This is a genomic window from Pseudomonas sp. IT-93MI4, assembly GCF_949767635.1.
GTDB classification, from domain to species: Bacteria; Pseudomonadota; Gammaproteobacteria; order Pseudomonadales; family Pseudomonadaceae; genus Aquipseudomonas; species Aquipseudomonas putida_A.
Map to the genome: position 1 here is coordinate 147,066 of NZ_CATKPP010000056.1, position 18,179 is coordinate 165,244.

Annotated in this window: 22 protein-coding genes; 15 read left to right on the top strand and 7 right to left on the bottom strand. The window is 58.6% G+C overall.

Going from position 1 to position 18,179, the window contains the following annotated elements; translation table 11 throughout:
* Nucleotides 1–79 precede the first annotated feature (79 nt).
* From ACM6I7_RS23435 to ACM6I7_RS23445, 3 genes are all read left to right on the top strand, one after another.
* Nucleotides 80–661, top strand: a complete 582-nt coding sequence (locus ACM6I7_RS23435; RefSeq protein ID WP_064586386.1) for a DJ-1/PfpI family protein — start codon at nucleotides 80–82, stop codon at nucleotides 659–661.
* 13 nt (nucleotides 662–674) lie between these two features.
* Nucleotides 675–980, top strand: a complete 306-nt coding sequence (locus ACM6I7_RS23440; protein WP_202369457.1) for a ribbon-helix-helix domain-containing protein — start codon at nucleotides 675–677, stop codon at nucleotides 978–980.
* Nucleotides 981–1,175: 195 nt separating this feature from the next.
* Nucleotides 1,176–1,520 carry a YegP family protein gene (locus ACM6I7_RS23445; RefSeq protein WP_096797064.1) on the top strand — a complete coding sequence of 115 codons (345 nt, stop codon included), beginning with the start codon at nucleotides 1,176–1,178 and terminating at the stop codon, nucleotides 1,518–1,520.
* Nucleotides 1,521–1,643: 123 nt separating this feature from the next.
* On the opposite strand, the gene ACM6I7_RS23450 is transcribed toward ACM6I7_RS23445, so the two are convergent.
* Together ACM6I7_RS23450 and ACM6I7_RS23455 are read right to left on the bottom strand one after the other, a co-directional pair.
* Nucleotides 1,644–2,528, bottom strand: a complete 885-nt coding sequence (locus ACM6I7_RS23450) for a dihydrodipicolinate synthase family protein (RefSeq protein WP_414889426.1) — start codon at nucleotides 2,526–2,528, stop codon at nucleotides 1,644–1,646.
* Between the two features lie 22 nt (nucleotides 2,529–2,550).
* On the bottom strand, nucleotides 2,551–3,333 hold the full coding sequence (locus ACM6I7_RS23455) for an aldolase (RefSeq protein ID WP_333988307.1): 783 nt from the start codon (nucleotides 3,331–3,333) through the stop codon (nucleotides 2,551–2,553).
* Between the two features lie 106 nt (nucleotides 3,334–3,439).
* On the opposite strand from ACM6I7_RS23455, the gene ACM6I7_RS23460 reads away from it, so the two are divergent.
* Nucleotides 3,440–3,982 (top strand): helix-turn-helix domain-containing protein, encoded by a 543-nt coding sequence (locus ACM6I7_RS23460; RefSeq protein ID WP_027614428.1) that lies wholly within the window; start codon nucleotides 3,440–3,442, stop codon nucleotides 3,980–3,982.
* A gap of 99 nt (nucleotides 3,983–4,081) precedes the next feature.
* Here ACM6I7_RS23460 and ACM6I7_RS23465 read toward each other — a convergent pair whose 3' ends face one another.
* A complete protein-coding gene (locus ACM6I7_RS23465) occupies nucleotides 4,082–5,101 on the bottom strand; it encodes a DUF4917 family protein (RefSeq protein WP_414889369.1) in 1,020 nt (339 codons plus the stop codon).
* 153 nt (nucleotides 5,102–5,254) lie between these two features.
* Between ACM6I7_RS23465 and yiaY the strand changes: the two genes are divergently transcribed.
* Nucleotides 5,255–6,403, top strand: coding sequence for an L-threonine dehydrogenase (gene yiaY / locus ACM6I7_RS23470; protein WP_414889370.1), 1,149 nt, complete (start codon nucleotides 5,255–5,257; stop codon nucleotides 6,401–6,403).
* Here yiaY and ACM6I7_RS23475 read toward each other — a convergent pair.
* From ACM6I7_RS23475 to ACM6I7_RS23485, 3 genes are all read right to left on the bottom strand, one after another.
* Nucleotides 6,400–7,566, bottom strand: a complete 1,167-nt coding sequence (locus tag ACM6I7_RS23475) for an MFS transporter (protein ID WP_414889371.1) — start codon at nucleotides 7,564–7,566, stop codon at nucleotides 6,400–6,402. The genes yiaY and ACM6I7_RS23475 overlap by 4 nt on opposite strands.
* A gap of 14 nt (nucleotides 7,567–7,580) precedes the next feature.
* Nucleotides 7,581–8,816, bottom strand: a complete 1,236-nt coding sequence (locus ACM6I7_RS23480) for an aminotransferase class I/II-fold pyridoxal phosphate-dependent enzyme (RefSeq protein WP_414889372.1) — start codon at nucleotides 8,814–8,816, stop codon at nucleotides 7,581–7,583.
* Between the two features lie 171 nt (nucleotides 8,817–8,987).
* Nucleotides 8,988–9,476, bottom strand: a complete 489-nt coding sequence (locus ACM6I7_RS23485; RefSeq protein WP_336840910.1) for a DMT family transporter — start codon at nucleotides 9,474–9,476, stop codon at nucleotides 8,988–8,990.
* 77 nt (nucleotides 9,477–9,553) lie between these two features.
* Between ACM6I7_RS23485 and ACM6I7_RS23490 the strand changes: the two genes are divergently transcribed.
* The 8 genes from ACM6I7_RS23490 to ACM6I7_RS23525 all read left to right on the top strand — a co-directional run bounded on the left by ACM6I7_RS23490 (nucleotide 9,554) and on the right by ACM6I7_RS23525 (nucleotide 15,381).
* Nucleotides 9,554–10,465 carry a LysR substrate-binding domain-containing protein gene (locus ACM6I7_RS23490; protein WP_414889373.1) on the top strand — a complete coding sequence of 304 codons (912 nt, stop codon included), beginning with the start codon at nucleotides 9,554–9,556 and terminating at the stop codon, nucleotides 10,463–10,465.
* A gap of 22 nt (nucleotides 10,466–10,487) precedes the next feature.
* On the top strand, nucleotides 10,488–11,222 hold the full coding sequence (locus ACM6I7_RS23495) for a hypothetical protein (RefSeq protein WP_414889374.1): 735 nt from the start codon (nucleotides 10,488–10,490) through the stop codon (nucleotides 11,220–11,222).
* Nucleotides 11,223–11,259: 37 nt separating this feature from the next.
* Nucleotides 11,260–11,976 carry a hypothetical protein gene (locus ACM6I7_RS23500; protein ID WP_247267810.1) on the top strand — a complete coding sequence of 239 codons (717 nt, stop codon included), beginning with the start codon at nucleotides 11,260–11,262 and terminating at the stop codon, nucleotides 11,974–11,976.
* Between the two features lie 4 nt (nucleotides 11,977–11,980).
* On the top strand, nucleotides 11,981–12,397 hold the full coding sequence (gene fos / locus ACM6I7_RS23505; RefSeq protein ID WP_027614435.1) for a fosfomycin resistance glutathione transferase: 417 nt from the start codon (nucleotides 11,981–11,983) through the stop codon (nucleotides 12,395–12,397).
* A 60-nt stretch (nucleotides 12,398–12,457) separates the two neighbouring features.
* Entirely contained in the window at nucleotides 12,458–13,096 is a 639-nt protein-coding gene (locus tag ACM6I7_RS23510) for a LysE family translocator (RefSeq protein ID WP_097086642.1), read from the top strand.
* Nucleotides 13,097–13,175: 79 nt separating this feature from the next.
* Nucleotides 13,176–14,525 carry a diguanylate cyclase domain-containing protein gene (locus ACM6I7_RS23515; protein WP_414889375.1) on the top strand — a complete coding sequence of 450 codons (1,350 nt, stop codon included), beginning with the start codon at nucleotides 13,176–13,178 and terminating at the stop codon, nucleotides 14,523–14,525.
* A 118-nt stretch (nucleotides 14,526–14,643) separates the two neighbouring features.
* On the top strand, nucleotides 14,644–14,802 hold the full coding sequence (locus tag ACM6I7_RS23520; protein ID WP_003222499.1) for a KGG domain-containing protein: 159 nt from the start codon (nucleotides 14,644–14,646) through the stop codon (nucleotides 14,800–14,802).
* Between the two features lie 75 nt (nucleotides 14,803–14,877).
* Entirely contained in the window at nucleotides 14,878–15,381 is a 504-nt protein-coding gene (locus ACM6I7_RS23525) for a DUF4142 domain-containing protein (protein WP_027614439.1), read from the top strand.
* Between the two features lie 100 nt (nucleotides 15,382–15,481).
* On the opposite strand, the gene ACM6I7_RS23530 is transcribed toward ACM6I7_RS23525, so the two are convergent.
* Nucleotides 15,482–15,892 (bottom strand): low affinity iron permease family protein, encoded by a 411-nt coding sequence (locus tag ACM6I7_RS23530; RefSeq protein ID WP_414889376.1) that lies wholly within the window; start codon nucleotides 15,890–15,892, stop codon nucleotides 15,482–15,484.
* A gap of 219 nt (nucleotides 15,893–16,111) precedes the next feature.
* Between ACM6I7_RS23530 and ACM6I7_RS23535 the strand changes: the two genes are divergently transcribed.
* Both ACM6I7_RS23535 and tam read left to right on the top strand, forming a co-directional pair.
* The gene (locus tag ACM6I7_RS23535; RefSeq protein WP_096796587.1) at nucleotides 16,112–17,197 is read left to right on the top strand and encodes a type I restriction endonuclease; all 1,086 of its coding nucleotides are present in this window, start codon (nucleotides 16,112–16,114) and stop codon (nucleotides 17,195–17,197) included.
* 150 nt (nucleotides 17,198–17,347) lie between these two features.
* A complete protein-coding gene (tam, locus tag ACM6I7_RS23540) occupies nucleotides 17,348–18,118 on the top strand; it encodes a trans-aconitate 2-methyltransferase (RefSeq protein WP_414889377.1) in 771 nt (256 codons plus the stop codon).
* Nucleotides 18,119–18,179 lie beyond the last annotated feature (61 nt).

The window sequence follows — 18,179 nt, forward strand, 5'->3', positions numbered from 1 at the left end:
TAGCCGGTTGTTACCCGCCCCAACCGATAAGGTCTACCTTGAATACTCCTGCAAGCCCATTCCCAGAGGAGTCCTCCCCATGGCCGCGAAAAAAATCCTGATGCTGGTCGGCGATTACGTCGAAGACTACGAAGTGATGGTGCCGTTCCAGGCCCTGCAGATGGTCGGTCACACCGTGCACGCCGTGTGCCCGGACAAGGTTGCGGGCAAGACCGTGCGCACCGCGATCCATGACTTCGAAGGCGACCAGACTTACAGCGAGAAACCCGGTCACCTGTTCGCCCTCAATTTCGACTTTGCCAAGGTCGCCGAGGCCGATTACGACGCGCTGCTGATCCCCGGCGGTCGTGCGCCGGAATACCTGCGCCTGAACGAAAAAGTCCTGGAGCTGGTGCGCGCCTTCGACAAGGCTGGAAAGCCGATTGCGGCGGTCTGCCACGGTGCGCAACTGTTGGCGGCAGCGGGCGTTCTCGAAGGTCGTGAGTGCAGCGCCTATCCGGCCTGCGCCCCGGAAGTGCGACTGGCCGGTGGCACGTTCATCGATATCCCGGTGACCGACGGCCACGTTCAAGGCAATCTGGCGACTGCGCCAGCGTGGCCGGCGCATCCGAACTGGCTGGCCGGTTTCCTCGGTCTGCTCGGCACCAAGATCACCCTGTAACGAGGATCCGCCGATGTGCGAGCTCTACGTCAAGGCCGACCCGATTCTCTACGAATCCCGCTCGCGCTCGCTGCGCATCTGCGGCGTGGTGACGACGCTGCGCCTGGAAAACCAGTTCTGGGACATCCTCAGCGAAATCGCCGAAGTCGATGGCATGACCACCAATCAACTGATCGCCAAACTGTATGAAGAGGTGATGGATTATCGCGGGGAGGTGGTGAATTTTGCCTCGTTCCTGCGGGTGAGTTGCACGCGGTATCTGAGTCAGCGACGGGTGATGGAGCCGCAGTTGTCGGTGGTGCGGGCGGTGGTGAAATAGCCAACACCGGGGTGACGCCTTCGCGAGCAGGCTCGCTCCCACATTGATTGCCGAGTGCTCACCTATTTTTGTGATCACTGGAGATCTACTGTGGGAGCGAGCTTGCTCGCGAAGAGGCCATTACAGGCGACAGAAATCTTGGGCTGGTCTTTACTCATTGGCGCAAAACCTTTCAACCGCCAAGGAGAAACGAGCATGTCCGGATGGTACGAAGTGAGCAAAAGCAGCAACGGCCAGTTCAGGTTTGTGCTGAAGGCCGCCAACGCTGAAACCATTCTCACCAGCGAGCTCTACACCACCCGCGCGGCTGCCGACAACGGCATTGCTTCCGTGCAGACCAACAGCCCGCTGGATGAGCGCTACGAGAAAAAGACCACCAAGGATGGTCATCCTTACTTCAACCTCAAGGCTGCCAACCATCAGATCATCGGCAGCAGCGAGTCGTACTCCAACGATGCCGCGTGTGCCAAAGGCATCGCGAGCGTCAAGGCCAATGGGCCGAGCAAAGTGATCAAGGACAAGACCTTGCCGGTGCTCTGAAGAACACAGAAGAGCAAAAATGTGGGAGCGGGCTTGCTCGCGAAGGCGTCGTGTCAGTCGACATCTGCAGTGACTGATCCACCGCTTTCGCGAGCAAGCCCGCTCCCACATTAAGTTTGTGTGTCAGCGCAGGGTGTTGAGGATTGCTTTTAGCTGAGCTTGCCCAGCTTCGCTCAACGGAAACACCGGCAAGCGCGGATCACCAACCTCCAGCCCCGTCTCGCGCAATCCGGCCTTGATCGTCGCCGGCAAACCGCCCTTGAGGATGAAGTCCAGCAGCGGCAACTGGCGGTAGAACAACTCACGCGCCCGTTCCAGATCACCGGCCAGAGCGGCCGCGTACAGATCAAGGTTCAACTGCGGGATCAGGTTCGGCGCAGCGGTGCACCAACCCTTGGCCCCGGCGGCGAAAGCCTCCAGTGCCAGCGGATTGCAGCCGTTGTAGAACGGCACCTGACCTTCACCAAGCAATTGCAGCTTGTGCATGCGCTGAATATCGCCAGTGCTCTCCTTGACCATGGTCACGTTTTCCACGCCATTGACGATGCGCAGAATCAGCTCGACCGACATGTCAGTGCCGCTGGTGGCCGGGTTGTTGTAGAGCATGATCGGCACGCCGATGCTGTCGCCGATGGCGCGGTAGTGCGCGAGGATTTCCGCTTCAGTGAGCTTCCAGTACGACGCCGGCAGCACCATCACCACGTCGGCGCCGTGGGCTTCAGCGAAGCGTGCGCGGCGTACGGCTTTGGCGGTGGTCAGGTCGGACACGCTGACGATGGTCGGCACCCGTTTGCCCACGTGCTTGATGCTGAACTCGGCGACCTGATCCCACTCGGCGTCGCTGAGGTAAGCGCCTTCGCCGGTGCTGCCGAGCGGGGCGATGGCATGGACGCCGCTGTCGATCAGACGATCGATCGATTGGCCGAGCGCCGGCAGATCGAGGCCTTCGCCGTGGGTGCCGAACGGGGTGATGGTGTAGCCGATGATGCCGTGAATATTGGACATGATGAGTCTCCGGAAAAAGCTGAAATCAGTTCAGGCAATCGGCGTGTTGGCGCAGGTTCTGCCGGGCGTAGTAGTTGAAGGCGGCGGCGTGGCGTTTGGGTTTCGACACCCAGTCATGGGCCTCGCGCCCCAGCGCCGGAATGATCGGTTTGATCGTGCCGGCGGCCATCGCCAGCAGCTGCAGTTTGGCGGCGCGCTCGATCAGTTGGGCGATGACACAGGCTTCTTCGATCGTGCTGCCGGTCGACAGTTGGCCGTGGTGCGACAGTAGAATCGCGCGCTTGTCGCCCAGTGCACCGGCAATCAGTTCGCCCTCTTCGTTACCCACCGGCACGCCCGGCCAGCCTTCGAGAAACGCGCAGTCGTCGTACAGCGGGCACAGGTCCATGTGGGAAATCTGCAGCGGCACCTCCAGCATCGACAGCGCGGCAATGTGCGTCGGGTGCGTGTGGATGATGCAGTTCACGTCCGGCCGGGCGCGGTAGACCCAGCTGTGGAAACGGTTGGCCGGGTTGGCCATGCCGTGGCCTTCGAGCACTTCCAGATCTTCGTTGACCAGCAGCAGATTGCTCGCGGTGATTTCATCGAAACCCAGGCCTAGTTGTTGAGTGTAATAGGTCCCCGGCTGCGGGCCGCGAGCGGTGATTTGTCCGGCCAGACCGGAGTCGTGACCGCTCTCGAACAGGATCCGGCAGGTCAGCGCCAGCTTTTGCCGGTCAGTCCACGTATTATCCGACAGGGTGTTTTGCATCTGGGTCAGCGCTTGCTTGACCAGTTGCTCTTTGGGTAGTGCTAATGTCTTGGCCATGTCTGTGTCCTATGGGTGATTGCAAATGACACTAAAGAGCCTATATGACACAAAGTGTCATAAGCAAGCATCAATCGTCGTTTCCTTGATGGAATAACTGCTGCGCATGTCTATCCGTTTGAAATTGTTGAGAAAAAAACTTGGCGTGACACTTGAGGCGCTGGCGGAAAAATCCGGCATGACCAAGAGTTATCTGTCGAAGGTCGAGCGCGGGCTGAACACCCCGTCGATTGCGGCCGCGCTGAAACTGGCGAAGGCACTGAACGTGAAGGTCGAGGAATTGTTCTCCGAAGACAACGTCAGCCTCGACAGCTATAGCCTGGTACGCAGCCACGAACGCCAGTCACTGGCGGCCAACGATCAGAGCCCGGGGTATGCGGTGCTGGCGCATCAGGTCAGCGAACGCAACCTGCTGCCGTTCATCATCTACCCGCCGCGCGAGTTCACCGACAAGACCTTCAAGGAGCATTTGGGCGAGGAGTTTCTGTTCGTCCACGAAGGGCAGGTGGAAGTGGATTTCATGAACGAGCGGGTGCTGCTCGAACGTGGCGATGCGCTGCACTTCAACGCGCAGAAGCCGCACCGGATCAGGTCGGTGGGCGAGGTGCAGGCGCAGTTGCTGGTGGTGGTGCACAGCTCGGAAGAATGAGCCGCCAGAAAAATTTTCGCGAGCAAGCCCGCTCCCACATTTGGAATGCATTCCAAGGTGGGAGCGGGCTTGCTCGCGAAGGCGTCAGTACTGCTTACATCAAATCTCGACGGGAACCGAAAGCTTCGGACTCCCCAACGCATGCGTCTTCGCATCAAAAAACCGCAACTCAACCCCGGTCCCTTCGAACACCTTGGCGTAATGCCGCTTCTGGTGCTGAATGAACGCCGCACTGCGCGGATAAATCGAGATCGCCACACTCGCCGGTTTCGCCAGGCGCAGTGCCCTCACGATGTGCGCATCCTGCTCGCCCAGCGCATGCCCGAAGATGCACAGGTTCTGCGCGTGGCCCAATAACTGCTCATAGCAGAACGACAGATAATCCGAGCTGCGAATGGTCTTCAGCTTGTCCGCACTCGGCCCTTCGTTGACGAACAGCGGCACGTCGTCGAGCGTCTTGATTGTGTTGTTGATCGCGAAACTGCCGAGCAGGGTGCCCTCGGTCGAGGTCAGTTTGCGCGCGGTGCCGTCCTGATTGCGCACCAGGTGCAGACCGCCGTGCAGGTGCAGCAGACGCGGTTTGGCGCTGCTGCTTGCGCTCAGATCGAAACTGGCGTCGGGGCCGTTGAACAGGTCGTCGATCGCCTCGCTGCGGTGCTGGATCGCCCAGTAGCTGAGCAGGTCGTAATTGGTGGTGAACACCGTGCGATAACGGGCCAGTTCTTCATTGAGCGTGGCCAGGGTCGAGGCCTGCACCAGGCGCCATGGAATGTGCACCGCATGTACGCTGTTGATCAGCGCTTCCTTGATCGCGTAGTAGCGATTGCGCGGTGCGGCCGAGCTGACGGCCAACGCCTTGTTGACCCGGCTGGTGTTTTTCAGCGCGCCGAGTACCTGCTCGAAGCTGCGCGTCTGCATCGCGTCGAACACGCTCAGTTCTGACGGGCTCAGTGGCTTCTCTTCAACGGTGCGCGCGTTTTCGAACAGCGAGTCATAGCCAAAATCGTCCCACACCGCGCGGCTGGCGCCATTGCCCACCAGCAGACCGTTGAAGTCGGCGGTGGCGCGCAGGTCGCTCCAGTCTTCGAGGGTGGCGTCGACGTCCAGAAAATCGGTCATTGCGTGGGCAGTCTCAAAACAAAGGGCGGATGGACGGCGACTTTATCACGAGCGGGCATTGAGCCAGATCAACATCGGTGGTGACCGATCGGTCGATCCTGTGCACATCCGCCGGATCGGAGCAGTCGATTCGGCCCCAGTCAGGAGACGCGCATGAGCAGCACCTTTTTCATTCCGGCCGTAAACATCATGGGCAACGGATGCCTCGACGAAGCCATGGTTGCGATCCGCAACTACGGTTTTCGCAAGGCGCTGATCGTCACCGACGCGGGGCTGGCCAAGGCTGGCGTGGCGACCATGCTTGCCGAAAAACTGGCGATGCAGGACATCGATTCGGTGATCTTCGACGGCGCCAAACCGAATCCGAGCATCGCCAACGTCGAGGCCGGGTTGGCGCTGCTCAAGGACAGTCGCTGCGATTTCGTGGTGTCGCTGGGCGGCGGTTCGCCCCATGACTGCGCCAAGGGCATTGCTCTGTGTGCGACCAACGGCGGGCAGATCCGCGACTACGAAGGCGTCGATCAATCGAGCAAGCCGCAATTACCGCTGATCGCCATCAACACCACCGCCGGCACCGCCAGCGAGATGACCCGTTTCTGCATCATCACCGACGAATCGCGCCACGTGAAAATGGCCATCGTCGACCGCAACGTCACGCCGCTGCTGTCGGTCAACGACCCGGCCCTGATGGTCGCCATGCCGAAAAGCCTGACGGCCGCCACCGGCATGGACGCGCTGACCCACGCCATCGAAGCCTACGTGTCGACCGCCGCCAACCCGATCACCGACGCCTGCGCACTGAAGGCCATGACTCTGATCAGCAACAATCTGCGTCTGGCGGTGCGTGACGGCAGCGACCTCGCGGCGCGGGAGAACATGGCTTACGCGCAGTTCCTCGCCGGCATGGCGTTCAACAATGCGTCGCTTGGCTACGTGCATGCGATGGCGCACCAGTTGGGTGGTTTCTACGACTTGCCCCATGGCGTGTGCAATGCAGTGTTGCTGCCGCACGTGCAGACCTTCAACGCGCTGGTCTGCGCCGAACGCCTGACTGACGTCGCCCACGCCATGGGCGCGGACATCCGTGGTTTCAGCCCGGAAGAGGGCGCTCAGGCGGCGATCAACGCGATCCGTTGTCTGGCCAAGGACGTCGAGATTCCGGGCGGCCTGCGTGAACTCGGCGCCAAGCTCAGTGACATCCCGGTGCTTGCCACCAACGCGCTGAAAGATGCATGCGGCCTGACCAACCCACGGGCGGCGGATCAGCGGCAGATCGAGGAGATTTTCCGTAACGCGTTTTAAGGGCTGACGCGCGTCGGCGTGAATCTCACACAGAGCATCGCGCCGACTGCAAGCAAACTGCATAACAGTGCCAGCGGCCACGCCGAAGGGCTAGCGACAAGACTGGCAATCGCGCCGATCATTGCCGCCATCAGTTGATGAATAAATCCGCTCAACGCCATTGCGTAAGCACCCGCAATCGGTGCGCCATCGTTGGCACGGGACAGGCTGATCGGGTAGTTCAGCGATTGTCCGAACACCGCTACGCAATAGGGCAGCCACAGCATCAGCGCGACGGAACTGGCTGTCAGACTGCCCAGCAGCATCACTCCGCACCCCGCCATCACCAGCACCACGCCCAACGTCATCAACCGGTGTTGACCCGTGCGCAGAACGAAGCGATTGACCACCAGTGCCCCGAGAAAGTATGCCGCACTGATCGGCCAGCCGAGCAGACCGTAATCCACCGTAGACCAATTGAACGGTCCTTGCAGGATCAGTGGCGCAGCCGTGTTGAAGGCGATGATCACCCCGTAGCCGAGGCCTCCGGCCAGTGCCGGCAACAGGAACGCGCGATGGATCAGGATGCGCCGGTAAATCAGCCATGCCGAAGCATTGGTTTGCGCCTCCTCCAATGTCGCAAAATTGACCCGGGATACGATCATGGCCATCAGCAGGCACGTGATGCCGAGCAAGTAGAAGATTGCCTGCCAGCCCAGCGTGACCTGAATGATCGAACCCAGGTACTGGCCGATGCCTAGAGCCACCACGAACGAAATCGAAATCCATGACAATGCCTTGGCCAGCAGGTCGCCGCGAAAACTGTCGCGAATCAGCACCCGTGCCATCACCGAAATCCCGCTGGCGCCGACGCCCTGAATCAGGCGCAGTAACAGGAACGACTCCAGCGTCGAACCCAGCGGCAACGCCAGGTTCGCCACGCCATACAGCCCCAATGCTGCGAGTAACACAGGTTTGCGCCCGATACGCTGGGCCAGTGATCCCCAAAGCAGCATTGGCAGCGCCATGCCGACCAGATAAATCGATAAACCCCACGCCACTTGCGCAGGCCCTGCGTGCAGATGGCCGGCAATCTCCGGCAGCGCTGGCAGGTAAATACTCATGCCCAACTGTGCGAGGAACACAGTGCAGCAGGTGATAAGGAGGGTGGCGCTGGCGTTCATCGATCGTCCCTGGCTCAGATGTCGAAATCGACGCGGTGTGTGCGCAACAATTCGCTGACTACATCGCAGAAACGTCGGATCAGCGACGGCTCCATATCAGCACGCAAGGTTACCCGAATGGCCGCTTTACCTTGGGCAACTACCGGGAAAAATACTGCGCTGGTGAAAAAGCCTTGCTCGGCCAGCTCGCTGGCGATGCGATTGGCCAGATCCGCCTGGCCGCAGTCGATCAAGCGGATTGCCATCGCGCTGTGGCATTGCTCTGTACTGATCAAACTGTCGAAGAGGCGGATATTAGCCTGGAGGCGGGCCTGTAGAGCGGCGAATTCGGCGGTGTAATGTAGACGAATTGACGCTCGGCCGGCGCCGATTGCCGCACAGTTGAGACTTTGTGACCAATTGCTCGGGCCGCCATAGCGCTGGATGATTTTTTTCTGGCGCTGGTTGCCAAGCATCACCAGTCCACCACTGGCGCCAAATGACTTGGCCAGCGACGCGACGATCACGCAGTCATCTTCCAGCGTCTGGATTCTCGGGCGTATCAGACCGACGCCGTTATGGCCCACGGCTGACAACGCGTGTGAATCATCCAGATAAAGAAACAGCCCGTAACGATCCTTGAGGTACAGCAGGCCTTCCATGTTGGACACGCCGCCCATGCTATAGGCGCCATCGCCAATATAGGCCACACGACCATATTGCTGGCAGATCTTTTCCAGGAAATTCATATCGTTGTGTGGACAGGTCATCACCCGGGTTTCGTCGGCGCATGCAGCTTTCAAGTGATTCATCGAGTAATGCGCCTGACGGTCAAAGACCATCACTGGCGGGCGATTCTCGGTCAATACACCGCTGGCCAGCAGCGGCAAGATCCCCGCACTTGCAGCGCTGCAGGACAGGGTCGTCAGGCACACTGCATCGAACAACTGCGAAAGCTCGGTTTCGTATTTTTCGAGAATCCCTAGCTTGCAGCGATTTTTCGAGTTGGCGATGCGCAAGGTGCCGGTTTCCTGCAGTGCGGCGATTGCACCTTCGAGCAAGGCAGGGTGGTGATCAAGGCCAAGGTAGGAAGTGGTACAGAAGTGTTGTAACTCCCGTCCGTATTGATCGAGCAGGTGGTTGGAACCCATGACCTCGACATTGAGCCCGGCGACTTTGCCAAGCTCGGCGTTTTCCCAGTCCTGGTTTGCCAGGGCGATGACTTTTCGATAGTTGGAATAAAGGTTTGGTGCTTGCTGTATATGGTTCATCAGGGCATCCCTTGAGCGTGGCAATCCGTGGGTCGTTGCAATTTGTGTGTATTGCCAGACTTTACGGAACACGACTTCGGGCCTGAATCAGACACTTCCTGCAATACTGAGCGGAATTGGATATTTGCTTGTAGGGCGATGTTCTGATGCGGTGTCGGGCGCCTCCGAATCCTACCCGGCAGGTGCCAGATTCCTGCTCGCCGCCCCACCAAACTGAATCAACACCACCCCGCCAATCAGCAGCAACGCGCCCAACACCCGCGACGCCGTCAGCTGTTTCTCCACCAGCCCAAACAACCCGAAGTGATCCAGCAGCATCGACGCAATCACCTGGCCGGCCAAGGCCAGCGCAACAAACCCCGACGCGCCGAGCTTCGGCAGCAACATCACCGCCAGCGCCACAAAGCACACGCCGAACGCACCGCCAGCCCACATCCACAACGGCGCCTTGCTGATAAAACCCAGCGACGGCAGCGGCAGGCGCAACGCCAGAATCACCGGCAACAGCACCAACACACTCACCAGCAACGAGGCCAAGGTTGCCCATAGCGGATGGCCAAGCCCCCGCGCCAGGTTGCTGTTGATCGCACTTTGAAACGGCACCACCGCCCCGGCAAACGCGGCCAGCAGCAACAAGCCAACCCACTGCAACGTACTCATGCTCACTCTCCAACAGGTTTTTCTGGACTCTAGAGTATTCGTCGAGCAGATTTAAATTCCGTTTTGTCATCCAGAACATGCACGAGATGAATGATCTACGCCGTATTGATTTGAACCTGCTGGTGGTCCTCAATGCCTTGCTCAGCGAGCAACACGTCACCCGCGCTGCCGAGCGGCTGCACCTGAGTCAACCGGCGGTCAGCCATGCGCTGGCGCGGCTGCGCGACTTGCTCGGCGATCCGCTGCTGGTGCGCGCCGGTTCGACGCTGGTGCCTACGGCGCGGGCGCTGGAACTGGTTGCGCCACTGGCCGAAGCGTTGGCCCAGGTGCAGTCGCTGCTGGCGCCGAACACTTTCGATCCGGCCACTGCGCGGCGGACCTTTCGTGTGGCAATGTCCGACTACGGCGCGGCCATCATCCTGCCTGGACTGATCCGCACCTTGCGCCGCGAGGCACCGGGCATCGACCTGCAAATCAGCCACGCCAGCCGCGAAGGCATGCTGGAGGGGGTGCTCAACGGCGACATCGACGTGGCCGCCGGGGTGTTCCCGGAAATGCCCAACGAGTTGCGCAGCAGCGTGCTGTTCGAAGAGCGCTACGTCTGCCTGCTGGATCGCCGCAGCTTGCCGGCCGACGGCGTACTGGATTTGCCGACCTACCTGTCGCGCCCGCATGTTTTGCTGGAAATGCGCGGCAGCGGCACCCCGGAAATCGAGCGGGTGCTGACCTCACTGCGCGAACGCCGCCGCGTCGCCATCAGCCTGCCGCACTGGAACGTCGCCCCCGAGTTGATCAGCGGTACGGATCTGATTCTCACGGTGTCGTCACGCAGCGTGCGCGAGATTGATCAGCAGGAGCTGATTGTGCTGCCGCCACCGTTCGAGATCGCGCCGTTCACGTTTGTGCTGGCGTGGCATAAGCGCCGGGGTGGGGATCAGGCGTTGAACTGGTTGAATCACCGGATTGAGGAGGGGATAGTGCGCGGCTGAAAACGTTATCAAGGAGTGGGGTGTGACAGTGAAGTCTGGATGGATCGGGTGGGTGGCCCTGAGTGGGTGGTTGATGGCGGGGCAGGTGTTGGCTGGTTGCGTGCCAACACCGATGGCAGGAGATCTGGATCTTTCTGTCTGCAAGGAGTGGCCTGCATATCCAGGATTAACCATCAACGCCACTGCACAGTTTAAGCGCGGATCCCCATCTGATGATCCTGAGGCGCTGAGTACCTACGATTTCGACTTGTCCGTTCTGGACACCGCTCAATCGAAACCCATTGCGACTTATTACAAAGCGGCTGCATTTGTATTGGATGGCGTCAGTTTGCGAGAAATAACGCTCGATACGGCTCGCTACACACTGACTACCGATCTTCGTGCCTTTGGCGTACGTGCGTTATCCACTAATGGATCCCGAATCAATCCGATGGAAGAAAACCTGCTTTCGCTCTACGTGAAAGAGGGCGAAAAATTGCGCCCGGTATTGGATAAATTAGTGGTTTATCGGTATGGCGGCGAGTGGGATGGTGACTGCGAAGGCGAGCGATATGAGATTTCAAGAACGGTAGAAATCGCTAAAACGAGCTCTCACGGCTATGCAGATCTGATTGTCAAAACCTTGGAGAAAGACACAACAAGTGTGGGGACGGGAGACGCATGTAAAACAAAAACCACTGACAACAAACCCGTTTTGACAACATTGCACTACGACGGAACATCCTACGTTTTGCCAAACGGTTTCCAAGGCCTGTAACTCGCCAGCCCAACACGACACTTATCAAGGAAGAACCATGCTTAACCCCACCAGACTCCTGATCGCCCTCGGTTTGCTGGCCATCACCGCCCAAGCCCACGCCGCCTGCACCACCAAGAATTTCGACGGCAAATCCATGTCACGCTGCAACGTCTGGCCGGCGTTCCCGAGTCAGGCGATTTCGGTCAAATCCACCTATCTGGCCGATTCCGGTGGTGACGATGCCGGGGCGTTCGATCTGGACCTGGCGCTCCTCAATGCCAGCAACGCCAAACCCATCGCCACCTACCGTAAGCCGGGCGCCTACAACTCTGATGCCGTGCGCCTGGATGATGTGCGCATCGACACGGCGCGCTACCGTTTGACGCCGGATATCCGCGCTTTTGGGCTGCGAGCCAAGTTCGTCCACAGTTCCCATGCCATTCCCTACGAGAAAACCGATCTGGCGCTGTATGTGCGCGAGGGCGACGAGTTACGTCCGGTGCTTGAAGGCCTGGTGGTCTTCAAGAACAACGGTGAGTTCGTGAATGACTGCGAGGGCTACAGCAAAAAAATCCGCCGGACCCTCGAGATCGCTCCAACGAGCCACAATGGTTTCGCTGATCTGATCGTCACCACCACCGGCAGCAAAATGAAAAACACCAAGTCCGGCAATCAGTGCGTTTCGACAAACACCGACCTGAAGAAAAAACAGATCACCCTGACGTACGATGGCCAGCAGTACAACATCCCTGAAGACCTCAGAGGTTACTGACCCCATGCTTACCGGCCTCAACCACCTGACCCTCGCCGTCAGTGATTTGCCCCGCAGCCTGGCGTTCTATCGCGATGTATTGGGTCTGCGCGTCGAAGCCTCGTGGGACGCCGGTGCCTATCTGTCGCTGCCGGGGCTGTGGTTGTGTCTGTCGCTGGATGCGCAGCGCACCACCGAGCCGTCCGTCGACTACACCCATTACGCGTTCAGCCTCGCCGAGGCAGATTTTCCGTTGTTTGTGCAGACGCTAAAAGCGGCGAATGTGAAGGAATGGCGCGACAACCGCAGCGAAGGTGCGTCGTTCTACTTTCTTGACCCTGATGGCCACAAGCTTGAGGTTCACGTCGGTGATCTGGCTTCGCGACTGGCAGCCTGTCGGTTGAAACCGTACACGGGCATGCGTTTTTACGACGCGTCGTGATCAGACACATTGGGCTGATATAGACTGGCCATCATTTGTACTGGCGCCAGCAGGTTTTCCATGACTCCATCGCTGCTAATGGCCGTTCTGGCCTCGGGTTTCATATACGGCATCACGCCCGGGCCGGGTGTTCTGGCGGTGTTCGGCATCGGTGCGGCGCATGGGCGACGGGCCGGGGCCGGGTTTCTTTGTGGGCATTTGCTTGGCGATGTGGTCTGGTGCAGCACCGCGCTGATCGCCATCGTCGGTGCCCGCGAGATCGGCAGCACCGCATTCGATGTGCTGGGTGTGCTCAGCGGCTTGTACCTGTTCTGGCTTGGCTGGCGCGCAGTGCGAGCCCAGCGGCGCAGCGCTGATCAGCCACAGGGCGCGGCGCGTCAGCCGTTCTGGCACGGCATCCTGTTCGGCCTGACCAATCCCAAGGCGTATCCGGTGGCGGTGGCGACGTTTACGGCGCTGCTGTCGAGCCGCGCCGAACTGCTCAACTGGTCGATGCTGCCGGGGCTGATCGCCCTGAGCTTTCTCGGCGGATTGCTGGCTTACGCTATCTTGATCGGCGTTGTCGGCGCCCGACGGGTGCGCACGCTGTATCAGCGCCACGAGCTGATGATCACGCGTTTGTGTGGCGTGATGTTCATCGGTTTTGCGATCAACGCACTGATGCACGCACTACCGGGATTGCTGCCGAACAAGGCTTGAATTTGTGTGCAGGGATGCGTGAACAAAGGGTCAGGGATGGTTGAACAGTGCTGCATTGTCCGGACACCCACGCTGAACCATGGAAAGCCGAAATTCCGCGCCGTTGGCGAGTTATATGGACCTGTTGCTGGATGCCGTCTGCGCGGTGGACAGGCAGGGCCGTTTCGTTTTTGTCAGTGCTGCCTGCGAGCGTATTTTTGGTTATACGCCTGACGAGTTGATCGGCCGGTCGATGATCGAACTGGTGCATCCCGCAGACCGCCAGCGCACCTTGGCCGCCGCCCACGACATCATGAGCGGCGAACCCAAGCACAACTTTGAAAACCGTTACGTGCGCAAGGATGGCCGCATCGTCAACATCCTCTGGTCGGCGCGCTGGTCGGAGGTCGATCAACTGCGCATCGCCGTGGCCCGCGACATCACCGAGCGCAAGCAGGCGGAATCGCGTCAGGCTGCGCTGTATGCGATTTCCGAGGCGGCGCATGTCGCCGAAGACTTGCTGGCGCTGTTCAAACGCATCCACCTGATCATCGGCGAATGGCTGCCGGCGCTGAATTTCTCCGTGGCGCTGTACGACGAGCACTGTGCGCAGCTGAATTTTCCTTATCACGTCGACGATCACGAATTGCAGCCCGAGCAACCGGGCACCGTCACCGGGCGTTTGTGTGCGCAGGTCATCCGCAGCGGTCAGCCGATTCTGCTGACGCCGGACAGCCCCGACGCCTCGCCCGACTTCGCGGCGCTGGTGGCGGGGCAGGACTCACCGTGCTGGCTCGGTGTGCCGCTGAATTCGAAGAACGGCACCATCGGTGCGCTGATCGTCAAAAGCCTGCCGGGCGGCGAGCGTTACACCGAGCAGGACAAGGAACTGCTGCAATACGTCTGCGCCCAGGTCGCCACCGCCATCGAGCGTCAGCAACTGCACGCGCGGCTCAAACGCATGGCGCAATACGATCAACTGACCCAGTTGCCCAATCGCGGGTTGCTCAAAGACCGCCTCAAGGCTGCGCTGGCCGCTGCCCGCGAAACCTCGGGAAACATGGCGCTGCTGTACGTCGATCTGGATCGTTTCAAACAGGTCAACGACACCTTTGGCCATGCGGTCGGCGACATGCTGCTGCAAACGGTGGCGAGTCGGCTCAAGGGCTGCGTACGCGACACCGATACCGTGGCGCGCATCGGTGGCGACGAATTCGTGGTGCTGTTGCACAGCGTTCACGCCGCTGAAGACGCCGACAGCGTGGCCGGAAAAATCCGACAGGTGCTGATGCAGCCGATGCGCCTGGACGGTCACAACCTGCACATCGAACCGAGCATCGGCGTGGCCCGCTATCCCGAACATGGCAGCGAGGAGCAGCAACTGTTCCGGCATGCCGACCAGGCGATGTACACCGCCAAACGCCTCAATCATCGGGCGGTGGATAGCTGAGCCAGTGCGCGCCGTTCGTCGCGGCGCGGGCAACTTTTCTAAACCTTTGGCAGTCCGGCAATTCTCAATCTAGGCGGGCACCTGCTCGCTAACGATCAATACCAAGAGGAAGAGAATCATGCCTAATTCAAGAAACTCGAACTCGGGAAACTTCGCCAACGATCGAACCAAGGCCTCTGAAGCCGGTCGCAAAGGTGGGAAAACCACCACCACGACAGTCGACAAAGAGCCTGCGAAAACCGAAATGGGCCGCAAGCCAGCTCAGAAGTCGAAGTAGTCGGTGAGGTAGTTTTGATTGAGAGGCGGGGGCGCAAGCCCCCGCTTGAATTTGCAGAGATAGGAGGGCGCGACCATGAGCCGGATGGCCACCCAGATACGTCGTTTCAGTTTTGCCACGCTGTTGGGTTTGTTCGCGGGCACAGCATTCGCCCAGTCGCCTGCCGACTTCATCAACGATGCGTCCGCCAAAGGCATGGCCGACATTGAAGCCAGCCGGCTGGCGCACCAGAAATCCGAATCCAAAGAGGTCAAGGATTACACCATTGTCGTGATCAATGACCGCACCACGGCCAACCAGCATCTGGCGAAGATCGCGAAGAAACTCGATCTGCCGGTCGCGCCCCGTGAAGAAATTGCCGACAAGGCCAAGACCATGATCCCTCAGGTCAAGGACGGTGAAACCTTCGACCAGGCCTACGCCGCGAGCCAGGTGAAAGCGACCGAAGAGGCCATCCAGCAGATCCAGCAGGAAGCGCAGTCGACCGACGTACCGGAAATCAAGGCATTTGCCGACGAGACATTGCCAAAACTGCAAAGCCATCTGGAAATGGCGCGGGCGCTGCAAGCCAGTCGCTGACACCAACTGCCAATCAAAAGATCGTAGCCTGCGGCAGCTCCTACATAGAACGGTGTAGGAACTGCTGCAGGCTGCGATCTTTTGTTTTGTTCAACTTTACTTAGCAGTCATTCAAATCCTGCTTCGGCTTGCTCTTCTCCCCCAGCCCTTCAAGATCGAATACCTCGCTTTCCCCCAGGCTGCGGTAATGCTTGCGCAGCGCCTCGAGTTGCTTGAGATCCAGCGATTCCAGCCCGAGCATTGCGTTCTGCGCTTCCTTGTTCACCCGCAACAACTCATCAAGCTTCAGGTGCAGGATGTCGGTATCACGGTTCTGCGTGTTCTGAATCAGGAACACCATCAGAAAAGTGATGATCGTGGTCGAGGTGTTGATGATCAGTTGCCAGGTGTCATTGAAATCAAAAATCGGCCCACTCAACCCCCACAGAAAAATCAGGATCAACGCGCCCATGAAGGTTTTCGGGCTACCGGTCCAGAGGGCCAGGGTCTGGGAGATTTTCGCGAATTTCATTGCGATGTTCCTTATTGGGAGAGCTTGAAATTCAGACAGTGACGGCGTTGCGAAAATTCGACTGAGAAAGCCTGTCGCCATTGAATTTGTCTTCGCTGGGCGTGGGATAAAGGACTTTGCAGTAGAAAACTTTCTTTGTGCGGGTTTGCGTCTAGGATCAATTGGCAATCAATTCGCCAGCATGCGAATGCACGGATAGAAACCAGTCAGAGGTCACTCATGGAATTCTTCGAGAAATTAGCCAGTCTTGCCGCTAAAGTTCGCTTGCAGAGTGCTGCAATCCAAACGGAAGAGGCGACAAAAAACGCGTTTGTCATGCCCTTTATCAGCACTGTTCTGGGTTACGACGTGTTTGACCCGACAGAGGTGACACCGGAGTTCATCTGCGACATCGGTACGAAGAAAGGCGAGAAAATTGATTACGCCATCATGAAAGAGGGCGAAGTTCAGATACTTATCGAGTGCAAGAAAATCGGCGAGCCATTGCACATCAATCACGCGTCTCAGCTCTTTCGTTACTTTCATGTCACCAGTGCCCGGATCTCAATCCTTACCAACGGGCAGATCTACAAGTTTTTTACGGATCTGGATGCACCAAACAAAATGGATGAAAAACCTTTTCTTGAGCTCGACCTTCTGGATATTGATGAGTATTCAGTTCCCGAACTCGTCAAGCTGACAAAATCTGCTTTTGATGTTGATTCGATAATCAGCGCGGCGGGAGAGCTGAAGTACGTCAGTCAAATCAAGAAGGTCATAGCCGCTCAGGTCAGCAAGCCCGACGATGATTTTGTTAAGGTCTTTGCATCACGTGTCTACGATGGGGTGATTACACAAAAAGTACGTGACCAGTTTCATGAGTTAACTAGAAAAGCAGTGGCTCAGTTCTTGAACGACCAGATTAATGATCGGCTCAAATCAGCAATGAGTGGCGCAATCCAGCCAGTGTTGGCATCCTCACCATCAGCAATTGTTGGTACGGATCCGATAGATACGCGCGACGAGTCAGAAGACAAGGTATTAACAACGCTGGAAGAGCTTGAGGGTTACCACATCGTTCGTGCGTTGGTTCGCTCTGTGGTTGATGCCAAGCGCATCGTTCAGCGTGATACGCAGAGCTATTTCGGTATTTTGTTAGACGACAACAATCGCAAGCCTATCTGTCGATTGCATTTCAATCGTTCTCAGAAGTACATCGGTATCTTCGATCAGGATAAAAATGAAACGCGGCATCCGATTAGCTCAGTCGATGACATTTACGAATATTCGGATCACCTGAAAAAGACAGTCGGGTACTACGATTGAATAAGAAACCGGTCCTGAGGGCCGGTTTTTTTGAGCGTTTTTTTGTTCTAATGCCAGTCTGGAAACCGTTTGCAATGAGTCGCTCTGGAACTGCGCGCAGCGCTACCTGTATCGTGACGAACCGCTGGAATGTCCCGACAGGAGAACGCAATGAGTTGGTCCGCCAGACAATACGTCGCTTTCGAAGATGAACGCACTCGCCCGGCCCGTGATCTGCTGGCGGCGATTCCCACGGTTCAGGCGCGATCGGTGGTCGATATCGGTTGCGGTCCGGGTAACTCCACCGAGCTGCTGGTGCAGCGTTTTGAGCAGGCGCAGGTCCGGGGCCTGGACAGCTCGGCGGACATGATTGACGCGGCGCTCAAGCGGCTGCCGCAGTTACAGTTCGAAGTCGCGGAAATCGATAGTTGGGCGGATCAAGGGCCGTTCGATGTGATCTTCGCCAACGCTGTGTTGCAGTGGGTGCCGGATCACGCGACGTTGCTGCCGGCGTTGGCGGCTAAACTTTCGGACGGTGGCAGTCTGGCGATCCAGATGCCGGACAACCTCAACGAACCTTCCCATCGACTGATGCGCGAAGTTGCCGCCAACGGCCCGTGGGCCGCGAAACTGGCAGGCGCCGCCGGACAGCGCACCGACATGGCGAGTGCCAGAGAATACTTCGCGATGTTGCGTCCGCACTGTTCGCGGGTCGATGTGTGGCGTACTACCTATCACCATCAGTTGTCCGGTGGAGCGGCGGGGATCGTGGAGTGGTTCAAGGGCAGTGGCTTGATTCCGTTTCTGAGCCCGCTGAGCGGAGAGGAGCAGGCGCAGTATCTGCAGCAGTATCTGGCGGCCGTTTCCGAGGCGTATCCGGCGTTGCCGGATGGTTCGGTGCTGTTGCCGTTTCCGCGGCTGTTCATCGTCGCGACTCGCTGAAGCCAGCCTTCAGCCACCTGTAGTGAGGGGATTTATCCCCGATGGACTGCGCAGCAGGCCC